Below are 23,784 nucleotides of genomic sequence, written 5' to 3'. Positions count from 1 at the left end.
CAGCCATGGAGAAGATTCCCCGCTACGATTCGCGCGATGCCCTCTCCTGGACGCGCACCGAAAATTCGGCGACAGTCCTGCGGCGTTGGCACCTTGACCTGTTCACCGTGCGCGGTTGGTGCACTGCCGGAGCTGGCGGCCTGCTGGTGTTCGTGGCATATCTCCTGGGCCGGCACGAAATGATGGCTTTGGGCCTGGCCCTGGTGGCGTTGGCTTTGGCGAACTGGGGTTTGGCCTTGCGCCTGCGCGGACGCACGATTATCCACCGGGAGCTGCTCTCGGCGGTTCCCAGCGTTGGCGAGGTCAGCAAGTTCCGCTTGTCGTGTGCTGAGCGTTCCATCATCCAGGAACAATTGCCGGAGGATTTCGGGCCCGGCCCACGATTCCAGGCCCCGGGTTCCATCGAATACGAATTGGTGTTCCGCACACGCGGGATCCACCTTGTGGGACCAGCCCAGCAAATAGTCGTGGACCCCCTGGGGCTGATACAGGGAATGGTGCGCACCGGAGCGAGCCTGCAGATCCCCGTGCGTTCCCAATTGCACCGGTTGGATCGTTTCGCCCCGCTCGGCGAACGAACGCTCACTGGCGATGCGAAATTCTCCAGGAGCACCACCACCGACTACTACGATGTCGCGACGCGCGACTACCAGCAAGGCGACTCCGTCCGCCAGGTGCACTGGAAAGCCAGCGCCCGGCACGGAAAGCTCATGGTCCGCCAGGAAAACCACGTGGCAACCGCGCAAGCGCTCTTGGTCCTGGACACTTCCTTCGAGCATTGGAATCACAGCGGATCGGATCTGAGGATCTCGTTGCCGCAGGCTCACGCCGAAGCACTCACCAGCAGCCGCCGCTTTGAAAATGCGTTGTCGTTGGCCAGCAGCATCGGCCTGAGATATGCCACTAGCGGCTACCAGCTCGCCTTCCGGGACCTCACCGGGGCCTCGTTGGCGCAACGAGACCCGCAAAGCGTCTCCGAGCTCGGCGCGCTGAACAGTTTTGAAGACTTCCATGCCGCAACTTCGGACCTGGCCTTGGCCAACGGAACAGTTGAAGCCAACGGTTCCGAGATTCTGGGCAATACCCTGCGCAAGGAGCTCTTGGTGTTCCGCGAAGAACCGGTCATCATGATCCTCGGAGAGCTCACTGCGCCGCAGGCAGCTTGGCTGGCTACGCTCTCGCGCACCGTGCGCAATGTCGAGGTTTTCCTGCTGGTCAGCCACCCTGAACGCCATGGGCAGATACAACTTGAATTGGCTCGCACCAGTTGGAAAGTGCATATTCTTCCCGGCGATATGGCGATAGACGAGATGTGGGGATGATGAGCGCTGGCCGTGCTGGGGCAAGCACTCTAGCCCCGACTCCTGAAAATCCGGACCCGAGCGGTGGCTCGGCTCCCGCGATGCGGCTTCTGCTCGTGCGGGTTGCTGCTGCCTGCTGCCTGGCAGTCGCTGTATTAGCGGGTGCCGCCTCGCTGTCCGGGGTCATTGAAGGCTCCAGCTGGTTCCCGGCCTTGGTCCTCCCGGTCTTCGCCGTGCACCTGTGCGCCAGTCTGCTGCGCGCAGTCCGCCGCTTGCGCTGGAGTGCTGTTCCTGCTGCGGCAATCGTCGCCGTGGCATCCATTGCGCTCAGCGATGCCCGGGAAAGCAACATCTACGGTTTGCCTCTCGCCCAATGGGTCTGGAATGTGCTTGGTGAAGCGGGAATCCAGCTAGCTACCCAGGTGCCGCCGGTAGCCAATTCCCGCTCTGTGGCTTTCAGCGTATTGTGCTTCACTTTGGCAATCAGCCTGATCGTGGAAATGCTGGCCAGCTCGCGGCGCATGGCCATGCTGATCATCATTCCCTTGTCCCTGGCGCCGATCATCGCGTCGCTGTTCAAGCAGGAAGGCGCCGGAATTGGCTATCTCGCGCTGCTGTTGTCGGCAGTGCTCGGCTATATTGCGCTGATTCCGTATCTCTTTGCCCCTGCATCTTCCAAGCATTCCCAAGTGATGCTTCCTGCGCCCAGGACGCTGGGAATTCTGGGTGTCAGCGTGATGGCCTGTGTCGGTGCCCTCTTGGCGGCCAGCATCTGGATGCCTGGTTTCCGCAGCGGCATGTTCTCCGAGGGGCAACGTCCTTCGGGTGATCTGCTGGCCAGCAATGTCGATCCGCTGATCAACCTCGGAAGAGACCTCCGCTCGAACAGCGGTGTTCCCATCCTGGACTACTACACAACTGCTGAAGAAGCGCCTTACCTGCGCACTCAGGTGATCAAGGATCTTTCCTCAGACCGCTGGGAACCAAGCGAAAGCTCCATGCAGCACACGCTTGATGGCACCTCCGCGGTGTCAACGAATTTCAGCACGTTCAACAGCACCGACGAAGTCTTGCGAATGACTTGGCCTGATGGCATCAGCAGTCCGGTCCTCCCTTTGCCCAACCAATCCTATTTCGTGCAGGGCATCGTCGGGGATTGGAACTGGACCTACGAGACCTCGGTGGCTAGGCTCACTGGCGACGCCATGGCATCGACCAACGACATTTCAGTGGCCTACGCGGATTTGGTCATCAGCACGCAAATGGTCCGCAACGTCGGGCACATGGGAGTCGACGCCAGCGACCAGCTGCCCGAGGAATACCTGCGTCTTCCGCAGGATCCTGACAACGGATTGGAACCGTTGCTGCAGCAAACCCTCGATGAGGTTTTCGGCAAGAAGGGGAAGCCTGCCAACGACATTGATACCGCCGTGGCTTTGCAGCATTTCTTCCGTTCCGGGAATTTCGTGTACTCCGAACGCACCCCGCTGCGCGAAGGCTACGACGGGGCCAATCGTCGAGTTGTCGAAGCCTTCCTGGCCCGGCGCCAGGGGTATTGCGTGCACTTCGCCTCGGCGATGGCCCTGCTGGCTCGTGAAGCCGGAATCCCTTCGCGCATTGCCGTGGGGTATGCACCCGGTGAAGCCAGCGGAGACACTCTCGAAATCACCGGGGACACCGCCCAGAGCATGCTGGAACGGCGCCTGGAAGAAGGTACCGAGCTCACCGGATATACCGTCAGCGGGAAACAGTCCCACGCGTGGCCAGAATTGTATTTGAACGGGCTGGGTTGGATTCCGTTCGAGCCCACACCGGGTCGGGGCTACTCGCCAAGTTACGCGCCGGAACCAACTCCTACGTCGAACCCGCAAGAAAGCACTGCACCCCAAGTGCCCACCGAGCGCGGCAACCCGAGCCTGCCGGCCAGCGCCGCGCCTTCTGCGCCGGCACCGTCCGCAGATTCTGGGACCCAGGGCGCAAAGGCAGTGTGGCTGTTGCCAGCGGTCTTGTTGCTGGCCTTCCTCGCACTGGGTCTTGCTCCGTGGCGGCGCCATCGCCTGCGTGAGGAGCGGCTAGGACGCGTGCGCCGTGGCGGCGCTGATGCCGCTCCAGCTCTGCTGGCCGAGCTGCAGGCTATTGGGGCCGATTACCGGGGGCCGGCTGGCAGCCACGAGTCGGCCGGTGACTACACTACCCGGCTGGGCGAAGACCATCCCCAAGTCGCCAAGGATTTGCAGTCCCTGAAAACTGTCATCCAAGAGAGCTTCTACGCCAACAGGCATCCCAGCGCTGATGATGCCGCTCCGCTGCTTGACGCCTTGCACGCGATCCAGGGCAATTTGCGCGGCGAGCTGTCCTTTATCCAACGAATCAGGGCATTCTTGTTCCCTGCTTCGGTGCACCCGCGTCATTCGCGCTCGGAAGAATCCACGCGAATCGACATGTAGCCATCGGTTTAACCGGCCAAGGCCCGACCGGAAGAATCCGGTCGGGCCTCGGCGCGAGCTGGAGAATCTACTTCTTGGCTGCGTAAGGATCGGCAATGCCGATGTACTGCACGGTGGTGTATTCCTCCAGGCCTTCGGCGCCGCCTTCGCGGCCCAGGCCCGACTGCTTCACGCCACCGAATGGTGCCGCGGCGTTGGAGATCACGCCAGCGTTGAATCCAACCAGGCCGAATTCGATCTGCTCCGAAACACGGAACATGCGGTTGAAGTCCTGCGAGTAGATGTAGGAAGCCAAACCGTATTCGGTGGAGTTGGCCAGCTTGATAGCCTGGGCCTCATCCTTGAACGTGGTCACTGGTGCCACTGGGCCGAAGATTTCCTGGCTCAGGATCTTGGCGTCGTTGGCGACATTGGCCAGCACGGTTGGCTGGTAGAAGTAGCCCGGGCCGTCAACTGGCGCACCGCCGGTAATGGCAGTCGCGCCGGCGGCGACGGCGGCTTCAACCAGCGAGTGGACTTCGTCGCGGGCCTTTTCCTCGACCAGCGGGCCTACCGTGGTGTCGGCTTCGGTGCCGCGTCCTGGCTTCAGGGCCTTCATCGCTGCAGCGAACTTGGCGGTGAATTCCTCGGCAACGTCCTCATGGACCAGGAAGCGGTTAGCAGCGGTGCAGGCTTCGCCCATGTTGCGCATCTTGGCTGCCATGGCGCCCTCGACAGCGGCATCCAGATCGGCATCCTCGAAGACGATGAATGGTGCGTTGCCACCCAACTCCATCGAGGTGCGCAGGACCTTGTCTGCAGCGTCCTTCATCAGCTGCTTGCCCACCGGGGTCGAGCCGGTGAAGGAAACCTTGCGCAGGCGGTCATCTTGCATCAACGGGCCGGAGATCTTCGAGGCCGAAGCGCCGGAGACCACGTTCAGCACGCCAGCTGGAAGGCCTGCTTCCATCATCGTGGCTGCGAAAAGCTGGGAAGTCAGCGGGGTCAGCTTGGCTGGCTTGAGCACCATGGTGCAGCCTGCCGCTACTGCCGGGCCGACCTTGCGGGTAGCCATGGCCAGCGGGAAGTTCCATGGGGTGATCAGCAGGCATGGGCCAACCGGCTTGTGCTGGACCAGGACCTTGTTCTTGCCCTCGGGGGTGGTGAGGTAGCGGCCGTAGTGGCGTACGGCTTCTTCGGAGAACCAGCGCAGGAATTCGGCGCCATAGGTTACTTCGCCATAGGCCTCGGCCAGTGGTTTGCCCATTTCCAGGCTCATCAGCAGCGCAAAGTCATCCTTGCGCTCGGTGACAAGGTCGAAAGCACGGCGCAGGATCTCCGCGCGTTCGCGTGGTGCGGTCAGTGCCCATTCGGCCTGGACTGCGTCAGCTGCATCCAGTGCAGCCATTGCGTCTTCGCTCGTAGCACTGGCCAGTGTCAGCAGCTTCTCGCCGGTAGCCGGGTCGAGCACGTCGAAGGTGCCACCGTCGGAGGCATCCCTCCATTCGCCATTAATCAATAGGCCGGTTGGCACCTTGGCAAGCAGTTCCGCTTCGCGCTGGGCAGTAATCGACATACGAGCATCTCCTGATAGAAAATAATGAAAACTAATCGTCTTTGATGTCTACGCTATTCCTGGCAGGTGGTGGCTGTAAATTGCCGTCTGCACGATAAACGCGAGCATTCATTGTGCATTTAGCCTATGCGACTTCGGCTATTTTCCCGCTTCGTGACGTGCTGCCAGAACAGCTTCATAAAGCTCGCGTTTCTTCACGCCGAATTTTTCGGCCACTTCGGCCACGGCCTGCTTCATGCGCATGCCTTCCTTCACGAGGGCTGCAACCTTGGGAAGCAAATCCTCGATGGATGCGGCCTCGGCTTCCGGGGCTCCGTGGACCACCACAACAATTTCTCCGCGTACGCCATCTTCTGCCCATGCGCGCAGATTTGCCAGTGAATCTCGACGGACCTCTTCAAACTTCTTGGTCAGCTCGCGGGCTACGGCGGCCTGGCGGTCTTGGCCAAATGCTTCGATAGCGGCATCCAGGAAGTCGCTCAGCCGGTGAGGAGCCTCGAAGAACACCATGGTGCGATCTTCGGCGAGCAAGGAATCCAGGCGCTTGCGGCGTTCCCCCGCCTTGCGCGGCAGGAAGCCTTCAAAGGTGAAACGGCCAGTGGGCAATCCGGACAGGGCCAGCGCGGTGAGCACCGCAGAAGGGCCCGGTACCGCGGTGACACGGATGCCAGCACTCAAGGCAGCGGCCACCAATGGGTAGCCGGGGTCCGAAACCGCCGGCATTCCTGCATCGGAAACCACCAGCACAGTCGCGCCCTCGGCGGCCAGGTCAATCACCTCGGAGAGCTTGTGAGCCTCGTTGTGCTCATGCAGACTCATCACCCTCGCAGTGATTTTAATGCCCAGGGCATGGGCCAGGTGGTGGAAGTTTCTGGTGTCCTCCGCGGCGATGATATCGGCACTGGCCATAATCTCCCGCAGACGCGGGGAGGCGTCGGACAAATTGCCAATCGGGGTGGCTCCCAGGACGATTACGCCCTCATTATCTGAGTTCTGCACATTCTTAAGCCTACGCGACGCAGGAAAAGCCCACTTTCTGGACTTTCCACCGGTAGCATGAATTGGTGATGGGCACCTCGGTTTTAGACACTCCGGACTCCGGCCACGTACGCTCGGCGCGACAGGCCTTCACTTTCGAGAGCCTGAAACAGCGGCTCCTGCCTGTGGTGGCTCCCAGCGGCCCGCTGATGTGGATCATTCCGCTGGTCGTGACACTCATTGCCGGCCTCTTGCGCTTCGTCAACCTGGCGCACCCGCACCTGCTGATCTTTGATGAAACCTATTACGTCAAGGACGCTTTCGCGATGCTGCAAAGCGGATACGAGCGCGAATGGGCTGACGACAGCGATGGGAAGTTCATCGCAGGCGACCCGCAGCTGGAAGCTGAATCTTCCTTTGTCGTCCATCCGCCGCTGGGCAAGTGGATGATCGGTGTGGGCATGCTCCTCTTCGGTGATTTCAATGGCTTCGGCTGGCGTTTTTCCACAGCGCTGGTCGGCACCCTCTCGGTCCTGCTAGTCACCCTGTGCGCCCGCTTGCTCTTTGGTTCCCACGTCCTTGCCGGCATCGCCGGTTTGCTCATGGCCATCGACGGCCATTCCATAGTCATGTCGCGCACCGCGTTGCTGGACATCTTCTTGATGTTCTTTGTGCTTGCCGCGTTTTATGCCCTGCTCAAAGACCGGATACACGGCAGAACCGTGCTTGCCCGGAAGCTTTCAGTACCCGAGGGTAACCGGCCAGATGACTTCTTGCTCGTTCATGGCCCCATGCTCTGGTGGCGCCCATGGCGGCTGATCGCAGCGATCATGCTCGGTGGCGCAGTTGGCATTAAATGGTCGGCGCTGTCCTTCGTAGCTGTATTCTGCCTCATGGCGGTGCTTTGGGACTTTGGTGCGCGGCGCACCGCAGGAGTTCACAAGTGGCAGTCGGCGGCATTCATCCGCGACGGAATCTATTCCTTCTTCACCATGCTGCCGCTGGTGCTGCTGACCTATTTGTCCACGTGGACCGGATGGCTGATCACCCAGGGCGGCCGATACCGCCATTGGGCCGAGGAGAATCCCGGCGAAGGCATTAGCTGGCTGCCCTCGCCGTTGCGTTCCTTGTGGCACTATCACCAGGCTGGCTACGAATTCCATACCGGGCTCGACTCCGAGCATGGCTGGCAATCCTCGCCGTGGACGTGGCCCTTCGCCGGACGTCCAGTGCTGTTCTACTTCGAAGGCTACGACAAGGGAGCCAACGGCTGCGGGCTGGAGCGTTGCACCGAGGTCATTACCGACCTGCCTAACCCGTTGATGTGGTGGGCCTGCACCATCAGCATGTTCTTGCTGATTCTGTGGTGGATTGGCGCCCGTGATTGGCGCGCCGGAGCGGTCCTCTCATCGGTGGCGGCCGGGTTCCTGCCGTGGCTGATGTACCCAGAACGCACAATGTTCTTCTTCTACACCCTGCCACTGGTTCCGTTCATGGTGCTCGCGTTGACGTATATGATTGGCAGGTTCATTCCACGCGACCCTAATTCCAGTGCCGCGCACCGATCACGCATCATCGTACTCACCATATTCATAGCGCTATTCCTAGTCACGTCGGCCTTTTTCTGGCCGATATGGAGTGGGGAAATGATCGCGGATGACTACTGGCGCTTGCACGTGTGGCTCCCCAGCTGGGGCTAGGCTGCCCGTGGCTTGGCCACCTGTTTCCATGAAATAGGCCACTAAGACGACCATCGAATCCCAAAGGACAATTCTTCAATGCAAGAAGTAACCGTCGAGCTACTCACTGATCTAGCACCAGAAGTAAACACGACGAGCCTACTCCTTGATCGCGTAGCACGTGGGGCGCAACGACCACTGTTCAGCGTGCAGCGCGACGGCACCTGGCATGATCTCAGTGCCGGTGATTTCCTCATTGATGTCAAGCGCCTGGCAATGGCGCTGATCAATGATGGGCTGCAGCCCGGTGACAAGGTCGCCATTATTTCCCGTACCCGCTATGAATGGGCTTTGGCAGAGGAAGCGGTGTGGTTCGCCGGAGGCGTGACGGTCCCCATCTACGAAACTTCCAGCGCCTTCCAGATCGAATGGATCCTGCGCGACTCCGGTGCGCGCGTGGTTTTCGCCGAAAACCACGAGCTGCGCGCCAACGTCCGCCAGGCGGCGGCTCAGCTGGGCGAACCGGTTCGCACCCACATCTTTGAAGGCTCCGACACGGCGGACAAGACGCTTATTCCCTCCGCTGGCCTGCATCAGCTGATGGTTCCTGCCAACCAAGTCGATGAGCAGCTGGTCGAATCCCGCCGTGCTTCCATGACCCTCCAGGACGTGGCCACGATGGTCTACACCTCGGGTACCACCGGGCGTCCCAAGGGCTGCAATATGACCCACTCGAACTTTGCCATGGTGGCGCATAATCTGGCCGGCCATATGCTCGAAGTGCTCGGGGAAGAGCGCCGAACGCTGATGTTCCTGCCGCTGGCCCACGTATTGGCTCGTGCCGTCCAGCAGACCTGCATCCACGGCGGATCGGTGATTGCGCATTCCAGTTCCATGGCCAATCTGGTCGAGGACATGTCCGCGGTCAAGCCCGGCTTCCTGCTGGCCGTGCCGCGCGTCTTCGAGAAAATTCGCACCACCGCTTTGGCCACAGCCGAACGTGGCGGCAAGGCCGAGCTGTTCCTCAAGGCAGAACAGGCAGCCATCGAGGTTTCCAAGATCCGTGATGCGCGTGCGCGTGGCCTCAAGACTCGCATGCCCTTGGGCCTGCGTGCCCGCCATGCCTTGTTCAGCAAGGTCCTCTACCCGAAGTTGCAGGCCGTCTTTGGCGGCCACTGCGGTTACGCGATTTCCGGAGCCAGTGCATTGAACCCGGACTTGGCGCATTTCTTCCGCGGCGCTGGCATTGAACTGCTCGAAGGCTACGGCCTGACCGAAACCACCGCCCCAGCCACCGTGAATCAAGCATCACGAATCCGCGTGGGCACCGTGGGTCGTCCGCTTCCCGGCACCTCCATCAGGATCGCCGATGACGGTGAAATCCTGGTCAAGGGCATTGGGGTTTTCGCGAGCTATCACAACAATCCTGCCGCCACAGCTGAAGTCTTCGATGAAGACGGCTATTTCAAGACTGGTGATACCGGAGTCCTGGATGATGGAGGATTCCTCCAGGTCACTGGCCGCAAGAAGGAACTGATCGTCACCGCCGGCGGCAAGAACGTCTCCCCTGGCCCGTTGGAAGAGATGGTCCGCGCCGGACGCATCGTCTCCCAGTGCGTACTGGCTGGCGAACAGCGCCCATTCATTACGGCCATGATGACCCTCGATCCCGAAGAACTGGTGCTGTGGGCCAAGGCCAAGGGGCTTGAAGCAATGACCCTGGCTGAGGCGGCCATCAACCCAGCAGTGATCGCCGAGGTCCAGAGCTACGTGGATACCGCTAACTTGACCGTTTCCAAGGCTGAGTCCATTCGCAAGTTCGTGGTCCTGGAAGAGGAATTCACCGAAGCTTCCGGGCACCTGACCAACTCGTTGAAGCTCAAGCGCCAGAGCGTTCTCGAAGAATTCGAAGGCCGCGTGGAAGCCCTCTACCGCCAGTAATTCCCACTGGGTAAAGCAATGGGGAGCAGTTCGCCATGAACTGCTCCCCCAGTGCTTTAAGCCTTGTGCCAGCTAGTTGCCAATGCCGAACGCACGGGCCTCCTGGCGCAGCCGGGCCGCCTCGCGGCGGCGGCCGGTTGGCCAGCAACTGATCAATACAGTGACGATCGTGGCCAGCACCAGCACGGCGATGCCAATGGCGCTATCGAGCCAGTACTGCTCAGGGTACAGGCGGATCAGCGTATCGCTGACGTTGAAGGTCCAGGTGCCGTCGGAGAAGAAGAGGGCATGGAACTGGGTGAAGAAATTGTCCCATCCCACAATCGCGGAGACGGCAAGCGCAGCAATGCCCGCCAAGGCCAAGATCGCTCCCGAGAACAATGCACGCCGTACGCCGCCTGCATAGCGCTTGGCGAGGTACCAAACACCGATGATCAAGATGACCGCTAGAACAGCTCCGAGGATATAGGCGAACCCGATGAGGTTCTTCACGTCCACCATGTGCTGGACCTCCCCTTCGGTGAACATGCTTGAACCGGTGGAAAGCTTCAGGCCGGCCAAGTATTCGGGGCCGGCAAAGTTGTTCAGGTAATCCACACCGTAGCTGCCGTAGGTCAGGCGTTCAGAATCGGTGAAACCAAAGGAATCGCTTGGGAATCCAGGGCGGCCGTAGGACAGGACCAGGAAAGCCGGCGTGGCAACCAAACGGATGGCAGCGATCAAGGTCAGCAACGGGAAGACCAGAGCCACGATCACCTGGGCAGTACGGCCCAGGGCCGGCTTCGAGTTCAGTGCCCGTTCGCGCGCAACCCGGCGCTTCACGGCCGCTTCGGAAGGTTCCGGTTCTGGCGCGTAGCTGCCAAAGACGCGGTTACGTGCTTGGGCAACGGCAGCCTTTGTTGTTGGCAGGGATCCGGTCTTCGGAGCAGCAGACACCGGTGGCACGCTTTGCGCGGTGGTTGCCTTCTCGCTGGCTTGCGGCTCAGCGGACTTTCCAGCACCGGCGGCGGCTTCGCTTTGCACCTGCTTCTCAGCTTCGATTTCGTGCGGCAGCTTGATGGCGCGAATGACATCTTCTACTGGCTCTTTAGCGGCAGGCTTCGCAGCGGGCGCCTTGGCGGCAGGCTTCGCGGCCGCAGGTTTGGCCGCAACTGGCTTGGCGGCTGCCTGCTTGGACGCCGCGGGCTTGCCGGGCGCTGGCTTGACCGGCTGCTTGGTTGCCGGGGCTTTGGCCGCAGCAGGCTTGGCCTCAGCTGACTTGGCCGCAGGGGTCGCGGCAGGCTTGTCTGCCGCTGGCTTCACGGGGGCAGGCTGCGCCTTGGCTGTAGGAGCTGCAGTTGGGTTCTTGGTCTCGGCGTCGGTTTTGCCGGACATCGCGCGGCGGATGGCCTCTTTGCGGGCTTCTTCCTTTTGGGCAGCGGCGTTTGCCTGGGCCTGGTTCTTGTGCTTTTCCAGGCGCGCAGTAAGCTCTTCAGCTTTTTGGCTCAGGCTGGTCTGTGGGCCTGGCATGTTGCCAGTGGCAGCCGGTGCCGGCTGGCCCGTAGTTCCTTGCCCTCCAGTGGGGTTTTTCGCCGCCTCAGCCATGAGGAGTCCTCCTGCAATTCGCGCGATGGTGTGCTGTTTTGGGGTTGCTTCACGGGCCGAGTACGGCCCATGCGCCTTTAGCATATCCAGCGAGTCGAGTCATCTGACGGATTACCACACCACAATTGGATTTCAGCTAGGACACAAAGAGGCGCTGCAGATGCCGCCAAAGTGCCGATGCAGGTTCAAGAATTCTTCGAGAAGAAGGTCTAGGCTTCTTCGTCGCCAGCTGGGAGCACAGCCAAGCGGACGCGAGTGTCAAAGCGCTGTGCACGGATATCGCGGGGACGGACTGAATCAATGGGCGAATCCGATGCGTGGCGAGGTTCGCGAACCTTTGGTTCTCGATCGCGGACGGCATTCACCAACGCGTTCAGCTCATCTTCTGGTTCAAGCACATCTGGGATGGCGCCACGGATCAGGCTCCACCCGCTGGGAACTGTCAGACGGTTCGCATGGCGGGCGCACAGGTCATAGCAGTGCGGTTCCGGGTACGTCGCCAAAGGACCAAGAACAGCAGTTGAATCTGCGTATACGTAGGTAAGAGTAGCGCGGGCCGTTTCACGGCAGGCTGGGCGAGAACAAAGACGAAGACCTTCCACGTTTGCCATTCTACTCGGCTGGTCAGCACATCCTTGGGATCTTCGCCCATTTGCGGGCTGATGGGCACCGGCACAGTGTCGCAAGCGCTAGGCTGAGTTAATGAACTCCAAGTTGCCTGATCCGCCAAGCGGTTCCCGTCGCCACCGCCACGGACGCGGGCGGCGTGGCCCGCTGATGCCCATGCATCTTCCTGCTTACCGTTCACGGCCGGAACGATTTGATGATGCCGTGATGGCCAGTGCGCAAAGGCTCTCGGAACGCTGGCCCGGAGAAATTGAAAAGATCGATTTCCTGATTGATCCGGTGCCCAGTGACAAGCTGCTGGAACAGGCTGCTGCACTGGGCGAGCGGGTGCCGCTTGCATCATCAAAATCAGCTTCGGCTAGCCGCCCAGCGCGCATCATCATTTATCGCTTGCCCATTGAGCAGATTGCGGAAAACACCGGCGAACTCTTGGATCTGGTCCATCAGTGCGTGGTGCACGAGGTCGCGCAGCTTTGGATGAAACCCATCTCGGAAGTGGACCCCGCATATTTCCCTGAGGATCCGGACTACTAGGGCCATCTTCTCTAGCTGGCCTGGATCCGGCTTTCACGTCCCGGCGCATGGGAGGCCAGGCCAACGCGCACGGCACCGATCCATACCAGCGCAGCACCAACCAGGTGGGCGACCACAAGCAGCTCTGGCAGGCTGGTCATGGCCTGGATCGCTCCGAGCAGCCCCTGTCCGGCCAATACCCAGAGGTAGAGCTTGGCTTTGTGCACCACGTCCGGTACTTGTTCTTTTCTTGCTTGACGCCACATCACCAAAGCAACAACCAGTGCGCCCACGGCTGCTGCGGCATGCACGAGAGTGATCTGCAGCCAGTCGAAGCCCATCCGCGGGACCTCGGCCGAGTCTCCGGCATGCGGACCTGAGCCGGTCACCCCGGTGCCAATGATGACGAGCAGGGCGCTGAGAACAACTAACCAGGTTCCCAGCGACTGCAGCGAATCCGTACTGGCTTTTGAGCCGGCGTTTCCCAGATTCTGCACCTTGTCCCAGGTGGCCGCAGCGGCAGTGAGCAGCAAGGTCGCAGCCAGGAAATGGGCGGCAACTACGTAGGGGTTCAGTTTCACCCAGACGGTGATCCCGCCAATGACCGCATTGAGCACAACAAGCCAGAATTGGAACCACGCCCATCGGGTGATGCCCGGAACTGGTTCGCGTTGCAGTCGGGCGGCAATGATGACCCAACCAACCGCTGCGCACAGGACAAAGGTGAGTAGCCGATTGACGAACTCGATGGTCGCGTGAATCCCCATTTCAGCGGTTGGCGCGATGGAACCGCCGGTGCAGGTTGGCCAGTCGGGGCAGCCTAGTCCTGACCCGGTGACTCGAACGACACCGCCGCCGACAATAATCAGAATCGCTGCGATCATTGCCGATAGCGAAGCTGCCTTGAGCGAACTACGTTCCAGTGTGATCCGCTCAGCCAGCCATGCGAAAGGAGTCTTCAATTATCCAGTTCCTTAATGGCGGATTCCTAGCCGCCGATGTTCACCACAATGCCGTCGCGTCCGGCATTCGCCTGTGGCATGGCAGCCCAAGCGATGGAACGTTCGGAACCGAGCACCAGCTGGGCCAGGTAAGCGTTGGCATCTGTCGAGAAGATGACTGCTTGGGCATCTTCGGAGACAGATTTCGGATCAAAAACAACATTCTGCCCGGCCTTGATCTGGAGTTTCTTCGGTTCCTCCAGCTTGCCGTCCTTATTAACCACCACTGCTTCCACCGCTGAGTCTGCAGCTACGGCGGCGATGGCGAATTTCCCAGTGCCATTAGCCGACAGCGGCATGGCCTGCGTACCGGCTAGCGCGTTGGAGCTCACCGCCCAGGCAGTGTCCGAGGAGTCCTTCGGGTCCGCACCGCGAACCATCTTCACCGCTGCGGTGACCGGAGCATCGGACTCGACAACTACCGTGTAATAGCCACCAGCCAGCTGGATCAGATCCACAATCTTCGTCGCGTCGGAGTCGACGGCGAGGTTATCGTCGAAGCTGGCGGCGACTTCGCCGTCTTCGCCCAGGACCTTCACCTTGAATCCAGCGCCCGAGGAGCCTGTTGCCGCAACGTGCAGCTGTGGAACCAACGACTTGTTGTCCTTGCTGAGCTTGGAAATATTCTCCTTGTTCTCGATCCACACTCCCGGAATCACCTGGCTATTGGAAGCCGTCGCGTTGGCGCTGACCAGTTCAACACCCGACGGGGTCAAACCGCGCAGGGCGGCCTGTTGGACCGATGCAGTGATTTTTCCGCCAACACTCGTGATTTCAGCCGAAACAGAATTCAGGTTCTGCGCGTAGCCGCCGAGCACGATGGCCCGGCTCTCCCCCGCTGCCAGGACAATGTTCTGCAGCGTCGAGGTGTCGATCAAGCCGTCTGGACCTCGAAGCCGCAGGGATACCTGGGCAGTGGTATGCGTTGGGTTGGCCAAATGCATCACGCTGGTGGATCCGGTACTTGTCTGCAGGCCGGTGAATCGCCAGTTGGACGCCGGGGCCTGGCACGTTGCGGCAGCAAGCCCTGCCAGGTCGCCATCCTTGGCTTGGTAGCTGCGCACGGCGCTGCCCTTCGAAGCGAGTTCGCCCAGTGGCTGCAAGGTGTAGACCTGGGCGTCATCGAAATCGTTGGCGGTTGAAATCTTGCTGGCGCGGCCGGTCAGGCCCTCATCATCAGCGCCACGGGCCTCGGCAGCTTCATCCTCAGCGATGCGTCCAGTCAGCTCATGCGCGCCGCTGCCGTCGAGCTTGGTGAAGGATGAGCCCGGAATGCGCTTGGCCAGATCCGAAACGGCAATGCTGCGCAGGTTGCTGGAAATGTCCTTGGCACCTGGGGCGAACTGCGCATCGGTGCCTTCCACGCCCTTGAGCAGCTGCGGGGTTGCCGAGCAAACGCTGCCGGAGTCACCTGCGGGCAGATTCGTCACGGCAGCTGGCAACGACTTTTCGGCCGGTGCCGGGGCAAAAATTGATCCGGCACCCACTGCAGCGCCGGCAGCCGCAACGGCAACCAGGCTGAGCAGAACCGCTCCGGTCTTCTTGCGCGTCGGCGCGGCTGCCGCATCCTTGGAGGCCGCGGCGCGGGCCTTGTCCAGCTTCTGGCGACGCTTCGAGACGTTGCCGTCCACCGATTCCGCCTGCGGCCCGGCTGCAGGCGCAGCCAGCGCACTGGCAGCGGCAAGTTCTTCCTTCGCGGCGTTCCGCGCGCGAACCTTCTCCAGCCGATCGCGGCGCTTGGCAGCCTTCGGATCTTCCGGTTCTGATGCCTTCGCGGCTTCTTCTCCAGGCTTCGGGCCGGCCGGCTGGTTCTTCTCAGCCTCGGTGGAACCAGCGCCAGCTGCGGCACCAGTGGCTGCCACGCCGGCAACTTGCGCAGCTGCGCCTTGCTGCCCCGAAGAGTCCCCGGCATCGTTCTGCTTCCCGGAAGCCCCAGGCGCTTCTGCAGCCGGCGGCTGGACTGGTTCGGGAACAACTACCGGGTCCTGGGCTGCAGGCTTCTTCGGTCCAGCGTCCTGGGCGGCACCAGGTCCCGTCTTGCTTCCAGCCGCGGCTGGGCCGGTGTTCTTGGCAGGCTCGGCGCCCTGGGCGTGTTCCGGCTGCGCAGCTGCATCAGGGGTGCCCGCGGCGCCTGCATCAGTTGCAGGCAGCTTGGCGGGTGCAGCCTCGGGCTGCTCCGATCCTGCTTGAACGGAGTCCGGCTTGGGAGCCGGCTTCTGTTCCGCCGATTCGCCTTGAGACTTTGCCCCGGCAGCCTGCGCGGTGGGCGCCGTTTCCTTGGCGTCCTTGTTCCCTGACTTCGCCTCGGGCTGCGGCTTTGCCTTTGGTTCTTCCCGCTGAGCGGCCTTGGCTTCAGCCTTCGCCGCTTTCTCGGCGTTCTTCGCTTCGGCCTTGGACCGGGCCTGGGCTTCCTTGGCGCGGGCCTGGGCTTCCTTGGCGCGGGCCTTGTCCAATTTGGCATCGACCTTGGCCCGGGCCTTGGCAGCCTTTGTCTCAGCACGCGATAGTGTCGCCGACACTGGGGTGGTGTCCTTGGCTTCTGGTTGCGCGGAGGCCGGTTTCGGGGCCGGGGTCTGTTCAGTTGGCTTGTCAGCAGAATCCGCTGAGTTCACGTTCTTCTCGTCGCTCACTACTTCTTCTCCTGCTCGGCATCGGCGTCCGAAATCCGGTCGCTGAGCTTCGGGGTCAAGTTCTCACGCATCTCGCTGGCGCGTTCGCGTGCCTCGCGTCGGCTCAGTGGCATGGTGCCGGTAGCCGGGCTCTGGACTTCGGCGGCCGCCAAAACGGCCGAGCCGTCGGCGAGTTCTTCATTTTCGTCGCGTGGTTCACGGAAGCGGTATTCGTTGTTGCGGTAGTTGGCGAATCGCCGCGAGCTTGGCACCGGAATGGCCAAGAGGACGGTAATCAGCAGAACTATCGCGCTGAGCACCAGAACCGGTATGGCCGTGGAGTCCTTGTGCGACAACGTCAGCTTGCCGCCCTCGGCAGGAAGCTCGTAAGCCTGGGCCCATCGAGTTTCCGAATCCTCGGGATAGGACACCGAACGCAGGGATTCGCCATCAACGCTGGCCCGCAGCTTCGGATCCGACGCTGTTGCAAGGACCAGGGTCCGCTTGGCATCAGAAGCCGGAATTTCCAGATTGGCGATCTTGCCACGCTGGGTCGGCAATACGCTCACGTCTCCGTTTGCAGCGACAACGCGGGCAAATCCAGCGCCCTGATTCTCTTCATTGGCTTCAAAATCCACTCGCCACAACCAGCCGCTGTCGGTCTGGCCGACCGAAGCCAGCCCAGTGGCCGCATCCAGGATGCGCACGGTCGCTGGGACAGATTCACCAGTCTCGTTGAGCACGACAAAGCCCACGCCCAAGTCGCGCAGCGATTCGCGCGAATCCAATGCAGACTCGGAGAGCAGCATCGCTACTGCTTTGCTCTGAACCTGCGCGGTGGCAGAAGCTTCATTGCGTTCAGGATCCAGCAGCGGTCCGGTTAGCTGCTTGACCTGCGAGTAGCGGCTGATGCTGTCCAGGGTTTCACCGGAGCCCGAAACCAACTGGCTGTCGATTTCACCGGAGGAACGCGGGCTGAGCACCAAGGTGCGCTTCTGGAATTCGGAGCGTCCCGCATCGGCTGCCGTGGCAGGCAGGGTGCGAGGCTGGGAGCTGTGCACCTGCTGAGCCGAATTCAGGGAAGTCAGCGTTTCGGACTCCGCGGCAGGATTCAGCTGGGCACCAAGCAGCACGGCGCCGGAAGCGAGAACCGCGATCACGCTGAATGCGGCCATCAGGCTCATCGCCGGACGAGAACCCTGCGTCCGCATCGAGCGCGGCTGATCTTCATGGCGCAGGGCAGCTAGCGCGTTGGCGGCAGCTGCAAGCAATGCAAACATGGCAAAGGAGACGAACGGACCGGTGTAGGCGCTCACCGCGGTGTGCGAGTCCAAGGTGAACGGGACAAAACCGACGGCCCATCCCGCTGCCAGCGACAGGACTGCGCCCCACAGCAGGCGGCGGGAGTTCCGGCGCATGCTGGAACTGTGGCTGAGCGAAGAACTCAAGGTCCCGAAAGCAGCCAGCAAGATGATTGGAGCCCCGACCAGCAGTGCGGCGACCAAAGCCCACGGACCGGCGGGCAGGAAGTCCCAACCCACCAGCGAGGCGTTGGCGTCGAAGGATTCCGGGAAGCCCAGCAGCATCTGCCATGGGGCAGCTGGCGAGAACGCGCGCGCCGCGCCGGGCTCGGTGAACAGCAGCCGCAGATCGCCTAGGCCGGCAAACAGCAACGGAAGATTCCACACGATTGCAGGCAGCGGGATCCACCACAGGCTGCGTGCGCGGCGCACCGAGAAGATGGCCAAAACGTAAATCAGGATGCTGGCGGTCAGGAAGAATGAAACGGAACCGGCGGAGATCAACCAGAGCAGCAAGGCGGCGCTAGCCGAAGCGGTCCATGCGGATACGGATTGCTGCTTCGGGTTCTTGGGCTTCGCGCCTTCGATGGCCACATGGGCATTCATGGCACGGATAATTGCCAGGAAGAACAGCGGCAGCAAGATGTGGATCAATACTGAGCCGACTCGTCCCGAGGCCAGCGAAGAGACCAGCGAAGGCAATAGGGCCCAGATCAATGCGGCGAAGAACCGGACAGCACGCGAACGGCTCACCGCGCCAATGCCCCACCACGCGGTCAGGGCGGCCAACGGCATCGCGGCGAAGAAGAGATAGATCGAAGCTTCGTTGGCATGGTTGAAAGTCACCAGCGAGAAAAGCCAGAACAGCACATCGGAGTTATCCGGCGGAGCGCTCAATCCGGTGGTGATGTTCTGCCACCACGATAGGGCGTTGGCGCCGATTTCCTGGTTGCTGTTGGACAGCGGGCGCAGCGCGCCGCCGGACAAAGCAGTGGATCCAAGCAGGCTGCGCCAAGCAACCAGTGAAGCGGCCCCGGAGAGCAAGAGTGCCAGAATCAGCGAGAGTACTGCGGTGGTGCGCGGCGGACGGGCGATTCGCACGAAGTCGGAGAAGTTGTCACCGCTAGGTTCAACCATCGCGTCGGCGCCACTGCCATCCCCGTAGACCTCGCCATCGGCACGCCCGGTGTTCACATTGCGGCGGTATTCGCGCACCTGTGCGCCGGAGACCATCAGCTTGCGGACCTGGCGGCGTGGAATTTCGCGGATCTGGGCGACGTTGCGACGTGAAGCGGCCAGCTTGCCCGGGGAGAACAGTCCGCGCAGGACCGAAGCCAGGTGGCTGAAGCCATGCCCCGGGTCCTTGGCCAGCAATGCTACGAGGAAGTGGCCGATGCCGCCGAGCAGCAATCCAATCCACAAGAACGGCAGTTCCAAAGGCGAAGCGAACTTCAAGCGCTGGAAGACTTCCGAGCGCTTGGCTTCGCGCGGGCCTGCCAGCGAGTCGACAACCTCGACCTGGTGGTACATCTTGGCACTTGGCACCACGACCACGCGGTGGCCGGCCAGGCGGTTGCGCCAGCATAGGTCTACGTCGTCGCCACGGCCCGGAATAGCCGGGTCGAATCCGCCCAGCTGCTCAAAGACCTCGCGCCGGATAAACATGCCGGCCGAGGACACGGCAAAGTAATCGCTTCGTCCGTCGTACTGGCCCTGGTCGACTTCGTCGATATCGATCATGGTCAGGCGCTGGGCCTTGCGGTCCACGCTCAACCCCACCTCGACCAGATGGCGCGGGTTATCGATGTCCAGCAGCTTGCAACCGGCAATGGATACCGATTCGGAGGCCTCAACGGTCCGAGTCAGCTGTTCCAGCGCGTCGGGAGCAGGCATGGAGTCATCGTGGATAATCCATAGCCATTCATCACGGTCCGAACGCGCTTCGGGAAGTTGCGACACCGCTACTTCCAGCGACAGCCCCAGGGATCCTTCATCGGCCACCAGCAAGGCGGAGTTGGACGGCAAGTTCGCCCGCAGGACCTCTAGCGATGCGTCAGAGGACGAAGCGTCAACTCCGACGAAGCGTTCGATAGGCCGGGACTGGTTTCGCAGTGCGGCCAAAGTGCGTGGTAAAAAGTCAGCGCCATCGTGCGAAGCAACGATGGCGGTGACATGAATTGGCGGACGAATTAGATTGCTCGTTTCCGTAGACGGCGACGTTCGCGCTCTGAGAGCCCTCCCCAGATTCCGAAGCGCTCGTCATTGCTCAAGGCATATTCTAGACATTCCGAACGGACAACACATGCGCCGCAGACACGTTTCGCGTCGCGAGTCGATCCGCCCTTTTCAGGGAAGAACGCTTCGGGGTCAGTCTGTGCGCACAGAGCACGGGCCTGCCAGCCCAGCTCGCCCTCGTCAACTTCGCCGCCAACACCAAGCCAAACTGCCTTGATGGTTTCGCGCACTTCGTCATCCTCGTCGAGCTCAGGAGCCCACGAGCCAACCGAGGAGATTTCTTCGGTGTCGGATAACGTGTCGTGCTCTTTCAGGAAGCTGTCGGCTGCGGTCTCCAGATCGGCTGCAACTGCAACCCGTGCGGACTCACCGGCTTGAGGATCGACAAACCAGTCGGATGGTGCGTCCTCCAGCCCATATTGAGCCGACGCAACAGCCGAGGTCGAAAATTCGGAGTACCCCTGCTCCAGATTCGCCATGGTGATGTTGACCTTTCGATTGGTTTGAGGAGATCGGGCCGTCATTGCTCCCGATCCATCCGGCAACATTTATTCCATCGAACTAGCGAAAAGTGATGAACCTGCCCGGACTCACCATCTAATTACAGCCGTGTAACTCCGCTAGAGTCAAGCGGGGAGGTCATTCTAAGAAGAGTTCTCAGGAAACTCCCGGCACAACACGCCGTCAAAAGAAGCACATGAGGTGGGCGAGTCCCGTCTTGGCTGAATTCTCGGTGAATTCTCAGTAATTAAATTTAAGGACATCCAGTGAGCAATAGCCTACAATCACGAACATTTGTCGAGAATCTTCTCGCGCCGCGACGCAGTTCAGCCTCCCCATGGCTCACCTGGTACTCCGTCGGCGGGGAACGCATCGAGCTGTCCGGACGGGTATTTGACAATTGGGTCGCTAAAAGCGCCAATCTCTTGGGCGAGGTTTTCGACCTCGATGAAGACTCGATCGTGGTGCTCGATTTGCCGGCGCATTGGAAGTCCCTGGTCGTGGCCCTGGCCGCGCTGCACCATGGCGCCACGCTGGTCGATGCTGGGCATGATGATGCACAGCAGGCATCGGTGTGGGTGACAGCCCAACCGGATGATGAGCGCATACCCAGCAGCTCTGAAATCCTTGCCGTGAACCCGGCAGCTCTCGCGCTGTCCTTCGGCTCGGATCTCGGCCCCGTCGCAGAAGACTTCAATGCCTCCGTGCGTACCTACGGGGATCAGTTCTATCCCTCGCCAGTAACTGGTGATGCCTCAGCCATCGCAACCAATGGTGACGCCCCGGTCAGCCTTGCTGCGTTATTCGATACCGAAGCTAAGGCGCAAGGAACAATTCTAGTGCGTGCGCAGCAACCCGTGCTCTCCTTGCTGCCCTTCGCCATTGGCCAGTGGGCAGCGGGTGACGGAATTGTGCTAGTAGAAGACGGGATGGAAGTGACCCAGCGCCTGCGCGACGGCGAACGCATTAACTTCGACTACCGACCAGCGGATTAGCGAGCCACCGTCGGTACCGTGCCGGTATCGGCCTGGCCAGCGGAATGCGCTGCGTCAGCGCCGGTATCGGCCTTGTGATTGCCCAGAACTTCGTGGTCGTGGGCGAATTCTTCCTCCGCATCCATCGCGCTGCCGAAGACCCAGAAACGGTAGGCGAAGAAACGGAAGATGGTGCCGAGCACCAAGCCGACTACCGAACCGGCGATGAACACCGAAGTCGGATCGGTCAAGCCCAACCAGTATTTGGTGACCCATACGCAGGCCGCGGCAATGCCCAATCCGATGGCATTCATGATGATGAACATCACGAGTTCGCGCACCACATTGGCTTGGCGGCGGTGGCGGAAAGTCCAGTAGCGGTTGGCCACCCAAGAGAACATCGTCGCGACGACGCCAGCAATGATTTTCGCTTTAACCTGGGAATCGCTCATGGAACCGTGCAGGAGCCAGACGTAGATCCCCGAGTCGATGATGAACGCAACGCCACCGACGACGCCGAACTTCGCCACCTCGCGCCACAGCAACGAGATGAGTCCGGCTATTTTGAGTTTGATGCGCTCGAGCAATTGTCCTCCAGGGAATATTGTTCCCGTCTGGCTAGCAGTAACAAGGCGCGCTAAGCACTACGAGAAGCGCGCGATCTTGCTATTTTATCGGCACTTTCTGGAAATTGACCGAATTGTGAGAGTAATCAGACAACGCGCATGCGATTCTCAACGTCGCTTTCGATACCCTTGTAATCGTGAGCTTTCCAAAAATTGGTGTGATTGGTGGCGGGCAGCTAGCCCGAATGATGGCCCCCGAGGCCCTGAACCTAGGTTTCGAACTGCATGTTCTTGCCGAAGGTCCTGATGTTTCGGCTGCGCGAAGCGTTCCCGACGCTCCTGTAGGCGACTACAAAGACCTCGAAACCCTGCGTGAATTCGCCAAGGGCAAGGACGTTGTCACCTTTGACCACGAGCACGTGCCCAACGAATTCTTGACCACCCTGATCAATGAGGGCGTCAACATCCAGCCCCGTCCGGCTGCGCTGATCCATGCCCAGGACAAGCTGGTCATGCGCGAGGCCATCGAACGCCTCGGACTACCGAACCCTGCGTGGGCCAAGGTTGACGATGTCGATGCCCTGATCGCTTTCGGTGAGCAGACCGGCTGGCCCATTGTGCTCAAGACCCCGCGCGGCGGCTACGACGGCAAGGGCGTGCGCATGCTGGACAATGCCCAAGACGCCAAGGATTCCGCCGACTGGTTCGCCCATGGCCCGCTGCTGGCCGAGGACAAGGTCGAGTTCTCCCGCGAACTTTCCGCGTTGGTAGCCCGCACCCCTTCAGGCGAGGCCAAGGCTTGGCCCGTGGTCCACACCATCCAGGTTGATGGAGTCTGCGATGAAGTGATCGCGCCTGCCCAGGATATTGACGAAGCCACCGTAGCCACCGCAGCCGATGCGGCCTTGCGCATCGCCGAAGAATTCGGCGTCACCGGAGTCATGGCCGCAGAGCTCTTTGAAACCCCGGGTTCAGGAGCCGGTTTCGTGATCAACGAATTGGCCATGCGCCCGCACAACACCGGCCACTGGACCATGAACGGTTCGGTCACCAGCCAATTCGAGCAGCACCTGCGTGCGGTCCTGGATCTGCCGCTGGGCGAAACCCGCGAGCTGGGCGTGACTGTGATGAAGAACTATCTCGGCGGCGCCAACCAGGACCTCTACTCGGCTTTCCAAGCCGCCTTGGCCGCCGCGCCAGAAGTCAAAGTTCATGCCTACGGCAAGTCCGTGCGCCCGGGCCGCAAGATCGGCCACGTCAACGTTGTGGCTAACGCCGGGCAAAGCGTAGATGAACTTCGTTCGCAGGCCAAGAAGGTTGCCGCGCTCATCCGCGACGGCATCGAAGCCGCCGTCTAGACTTTATTTTGATCAAGAGCCGCTGCCGCGTACCGGGCAGCGGCTCTTACTAGAACACCGCAAGGAAATATCTCATGTCTGAAGCACCACTGGTCGGCCTCGTAATGGGTTCTGATTCCGATTGGCCGGTCATGCGCCTGGCCGCACAGGCACTGGCCGAATTCGGAATCCCTTTTGAAGCGGACGTCGTTTCGGCGCACCGCATGCCAGAAGAAATGATCGATTACGGCAAGAAAGCCCACGAACGCGGACTGCGCGCAATCATCGCCGGCGCAGGCGGTGCAGCGCATCTTCCGGGCATGCTTGCAGCTGTTACACCGCTGCCGGTGATCGGAGTTCCAGTTCCACTGGCTAAACTAGATGGAATGGACTCCCTGCTCTCCATCGTCCAGATGCCTGCAGGAGTCCCCGTAGCAACTGTTTCCATTGGCGGAGCACGCAATGCCGGCCTGCTGGCTGTGCGCATGCTCGCAGCGGGAACCGATGAGCTAGCCGAATCGTTACAGGTAAAGTTGCTTCAGTTTGCAGATTCACTGCGCGAGCAAGCCCATGCCAAGGGTTCGGCTTTGCGCGCTGAAGTTGCCAACGAGAATTTCGCTTCCTAGGGAAAGTCC

At 61.0% G+C, this 23,784-nt stretch carries 17 protein-coding genes; 8 read left to right on the top strand and 9 right to left on the bottom strand.

The genetic code is table 11. From position 1 onward, the window contains the following. The first annotated feature begins 5 nt into the window (after nucleotides 1-5). Complete coding sequence (locus ACIP6G_RS11445) at nucleotides 6-1,322, top strand: DUF58 domain-containing protein (RefSeq protein WP_400290154.1); 1,317 nt, start codon at nucleotides 6-8, stop codon at nucleotides 1,320-1,322. 80 nt (nucleotides 1,323-1,402) lie between these two features. Then, complete coding sequence (locus ACIP6G_RS11440) at nucleotides 1,403-3,748, top strand: transglutaminaseTgpA domain-containing protein (RefSeq protein ID WP_400290152.1); 2,346 nt, start codon at nucleotides 1,403-1,405, stop codon at nucleotides 3,746-3,748. Between the two features lie 67 nt (nucleotides 3,749-3,815). On the opposite strand, the gene ACIP6G_RS11435 is transcribed toward ACIP6G_RS11440, so the two are convergent. Together ACIP6G_RS11435 and rsmI are read right to left on the bottom strand one after the other, a co-directional pair. Continuing rightward, complete coding sequence (locus ACIP6G_RS11435; protein WP_105657476.1) at nucleotides 3,816-5,303, bottom strand: NAD-dependent succinate-semialdehyde dehydrogenase; 1,488 nt, start codon at nucleotides 5,301-5,303, stop codon at nucleotides 3,816-3,818. Nucleotides 5,304-5,441: 138 nt separating this feature from the next. Next, the gene (rsmI, locus tag ACIP6G_RS11430) at nucleotides 5,442-6,302 is read right to left on the bottom strand and encodes a 16S rRNA (cytidine(1402)-2'-O)-methyltransferase (RefSeq protein WP_400290151.1); all 861 of its coding nucleotides are present in this window, start codon (nucleotides 6,300-6,302) and stop codon (nucleotides 5,442-5,444) included. A 68-nt stretch (nucleotides 6,303-6,370) separates the two neighbouring features. Between rsmI and ACIP6G_RS11425 the strand changes: the two genes are divergently transcribed. Together ACIP6G_RS11425 and ACIP6G_RS11420 are read left to right on the top strand one after the other, a co-directional pair. After that, nucleotides 6,371-7,981, top strand: coding sequence for a dolichyl-phosphate-mannose--protein mannosyltransferase (locus tag ACIP6G_RS11425; RefSeq protein WP_400290148.1), 1,611 nt, complete (start codon nucleotides 6,371-6,373; stop codon nucleotides 7,979-7,981). A 78-nt stretch (nucleotides 7,982-8,059) separates the two neighbouring features. Further along, the gene (locus ACIP6G_RS11420; RefSeq protein WP_105657473.1) at nucleotides 8,060-9,901 is read left to right on the top strand and encodes a long-chain fatty acid--CoA ligase; all 1,842 of its coding nucleotides are present in this window, start codon (nucleotides 8,060-8,062) and stop codon (nucleotides 9,899-9,901) included. A gap of 72 nt (nucleotides 9,902-9,973) precedes the next feature. Here the strand turns inward: ACIP6G_RS11420 and ACIP6G_RS11415 are convergent, their stop codons facing one another. Both ACIP6G_RS11415 and ACIP6G_RS11410 read right to left on the bottom strand, forming a co-directional pair. Further along, nucleotides 9,974-11,485, bottom strand: a complete 1,512-nt coding sequence (locus tag ACIP6G_RS11415; protein WP_400290146.1) for a TIGR01906 family membrane protein — start codon at nucleotides 11,483-11,485, stop codon at nucleotides 9,974-9,976. Nucleotides 11,486-11,694: 209 nt separating this feature from the next. Further along, entirely contained in the window at nucleotides 11,695-12,096 is a 402-nt protein-coding gene (locus tag ACIP6G_RS11410; RefSeq protein ID WP_208294212.1) for a DUF3499 domain-containing protein, read from the bottom strand. Between the two features lie 91 nt (nucleotides 12,097-12,187). Here ACIP6G_RS11410 and ACIP6G_RS11405 point away from each other — a divergent pair, with 91 nt between their 5' ends. Then, nucleotides 12,188-12,646, top strand: coding sequence for a metallopeptidase family protein (locus tag ACIP6G_RS11405; RefSeq protein ID WP_105657471.1), 459 nt, complete (start codon nucleotides 12,188-12,190; stop codon nucleotides 12,644-12,646). A gap of 11 nt (nucleotides 12,647-12,657) precedes the next feature. Here ACIP6G_RS11405 and ACIP6G_RS11400 read toward each other — a convergent pair whose 3' ends face one another. The 4 genes from ACIP6G_RS11400 to ACIP6G_RS11385 are packed head-to-tail and all read right to left on the bottom strand — an operon-like array spanning nucleotide 12,658 to nucleotide 20,250. Continuing rightward, nucleotides 12,658-13,587, bottom strand: coding sequence for a heme A synthase (locus ACIP6G_RS11400; protein ID WP_400290145.1), 930 nt, complete (start codon nucleotides 13,585-13,587; stop codon nucleotides 12,658-12,660). Nucleotides 13,588-13,613: 26 nt separating this feature from the next. Beyond that, complete coding sequence (locus ACIP6G_RS11395) at nucleotides 13,614-16,256, bottom strand: DUF5719 family protein (RefSeq protein WP_400290143.1); 2,643 nt, start codon at nucleotides 16,254-16,256, stop codon at nucleotides 13,614-13,616. Further along, nucleotides 16,256-19,714, bottom strand: coding sequence for a glycosyltransferase family 2 protein (locus tag ACIP6G_RS11390; RefSeq protein WP_400290564.1), 3,459 nt, complete (start codon nucleotides 19,712-19,714; stop codon nucleotides 16,256-16,258). Before ACIP6G_RS11390 ends, ACIP6G_RS11395 begins: the two co-directional genes overlap by 1 nt. Nucleotides 19,715-19,725: 11 nt before the next feature. Beyond that, on the bottom strand, nucleotides 19,726-20,250 hold the full coding sequence (locus ACIP6G_RS11385; protein WP_105657494.1) for a WhiB family transcriptional regulator: 525 nt from the start codon (nucleotides 20,248-20,250) through the stop codon (nucleotides 19,726-19,728). Between the two features lie 288 nt (nucleotides 20,251-20,538). Here ACIP6G_RS11385 and ACIP6G_RS11380 point away from each other — a divergent pair, with 288 nt between their 5' ends. Next, the gene (locus ACIP6G_RS11380) at nucleotides 20,539-21,267 is read left to right on the top strand and encodes a TIGR03089 family protein (RefSeq protein WP_400290141.1); all 729 of its coding nucleotides are present in this window, start codon (nucleotides 20,539-20,541) and stop codon (nucleotides 21,265-21,267) included. On the opposite strand, the gene ACIP6G_RS11375 is transcribed toward ACIP6G_RS11380, so the two are convergent. After that, the gene (locus ACIP6G_RS11375) at nucleotides 21,264-21,833 is read right to left on the bottom strand and encodes a GtrA family protein (protein WP_105657466.1); all 570 of its coding nucleotides are present in this window, start codon (nucleotides 21,831-21,833) and stop codon (nucleotides 21,264-21,266) included. The genes ACIP6G_RS11380 and ACIP6G_RS11375 overlap by 4 nt on opposite strands. A 176-nt stretch (nucleotides 21,834-22,009) precedes the next feature. On the opposite strand from ACIP6G_RS11375, the gene ACIP6G_RS11370 reads away from it, so the two are divergent. Continuing rightward, nucleotides 22,010-23,170, top strand: a complete 1,161-nt coding sequence (locus tag ACIP6G_RS11370) for a 5-(carboxyamino)imidazole ribonucleotide synthase (RefSeq protein WP_400290138.1) — start codon at nucleotides 22,010-22,012, stop codon at nucleotides 23,168-23,170. A 74-nt stretch (nucleotides 23,171-23,244) separates the two neighbouring features. Next, complete coding sequence (gene purE / locus ACIP6G_RS11365; protein WP_105657464.1) at nucleotides 23,245-23,775, top strand: 5-(carboxyamino)imidazole ribonucleotide mutase; 531 nt, start codon at nucleotides 23,245-23,247, stop codon at nucleotides 23,773-23,775. The last annotated feature ends 9 nt before the right edge of the window (nucleotides 23,776-23,784 follow it).

It is taken from the genome of Glutamicibacter sp. NPDC088483 (genome assembly GCF_044753145.1).
GTDB lineage: Bacteria > Actinomycetota > Actinomycetes > Actinomycetales > Micrococcaceae > Glutamicibacter.
This window is presented reverse-complemented; position numbering and strand designations above follow the sequence as displayed.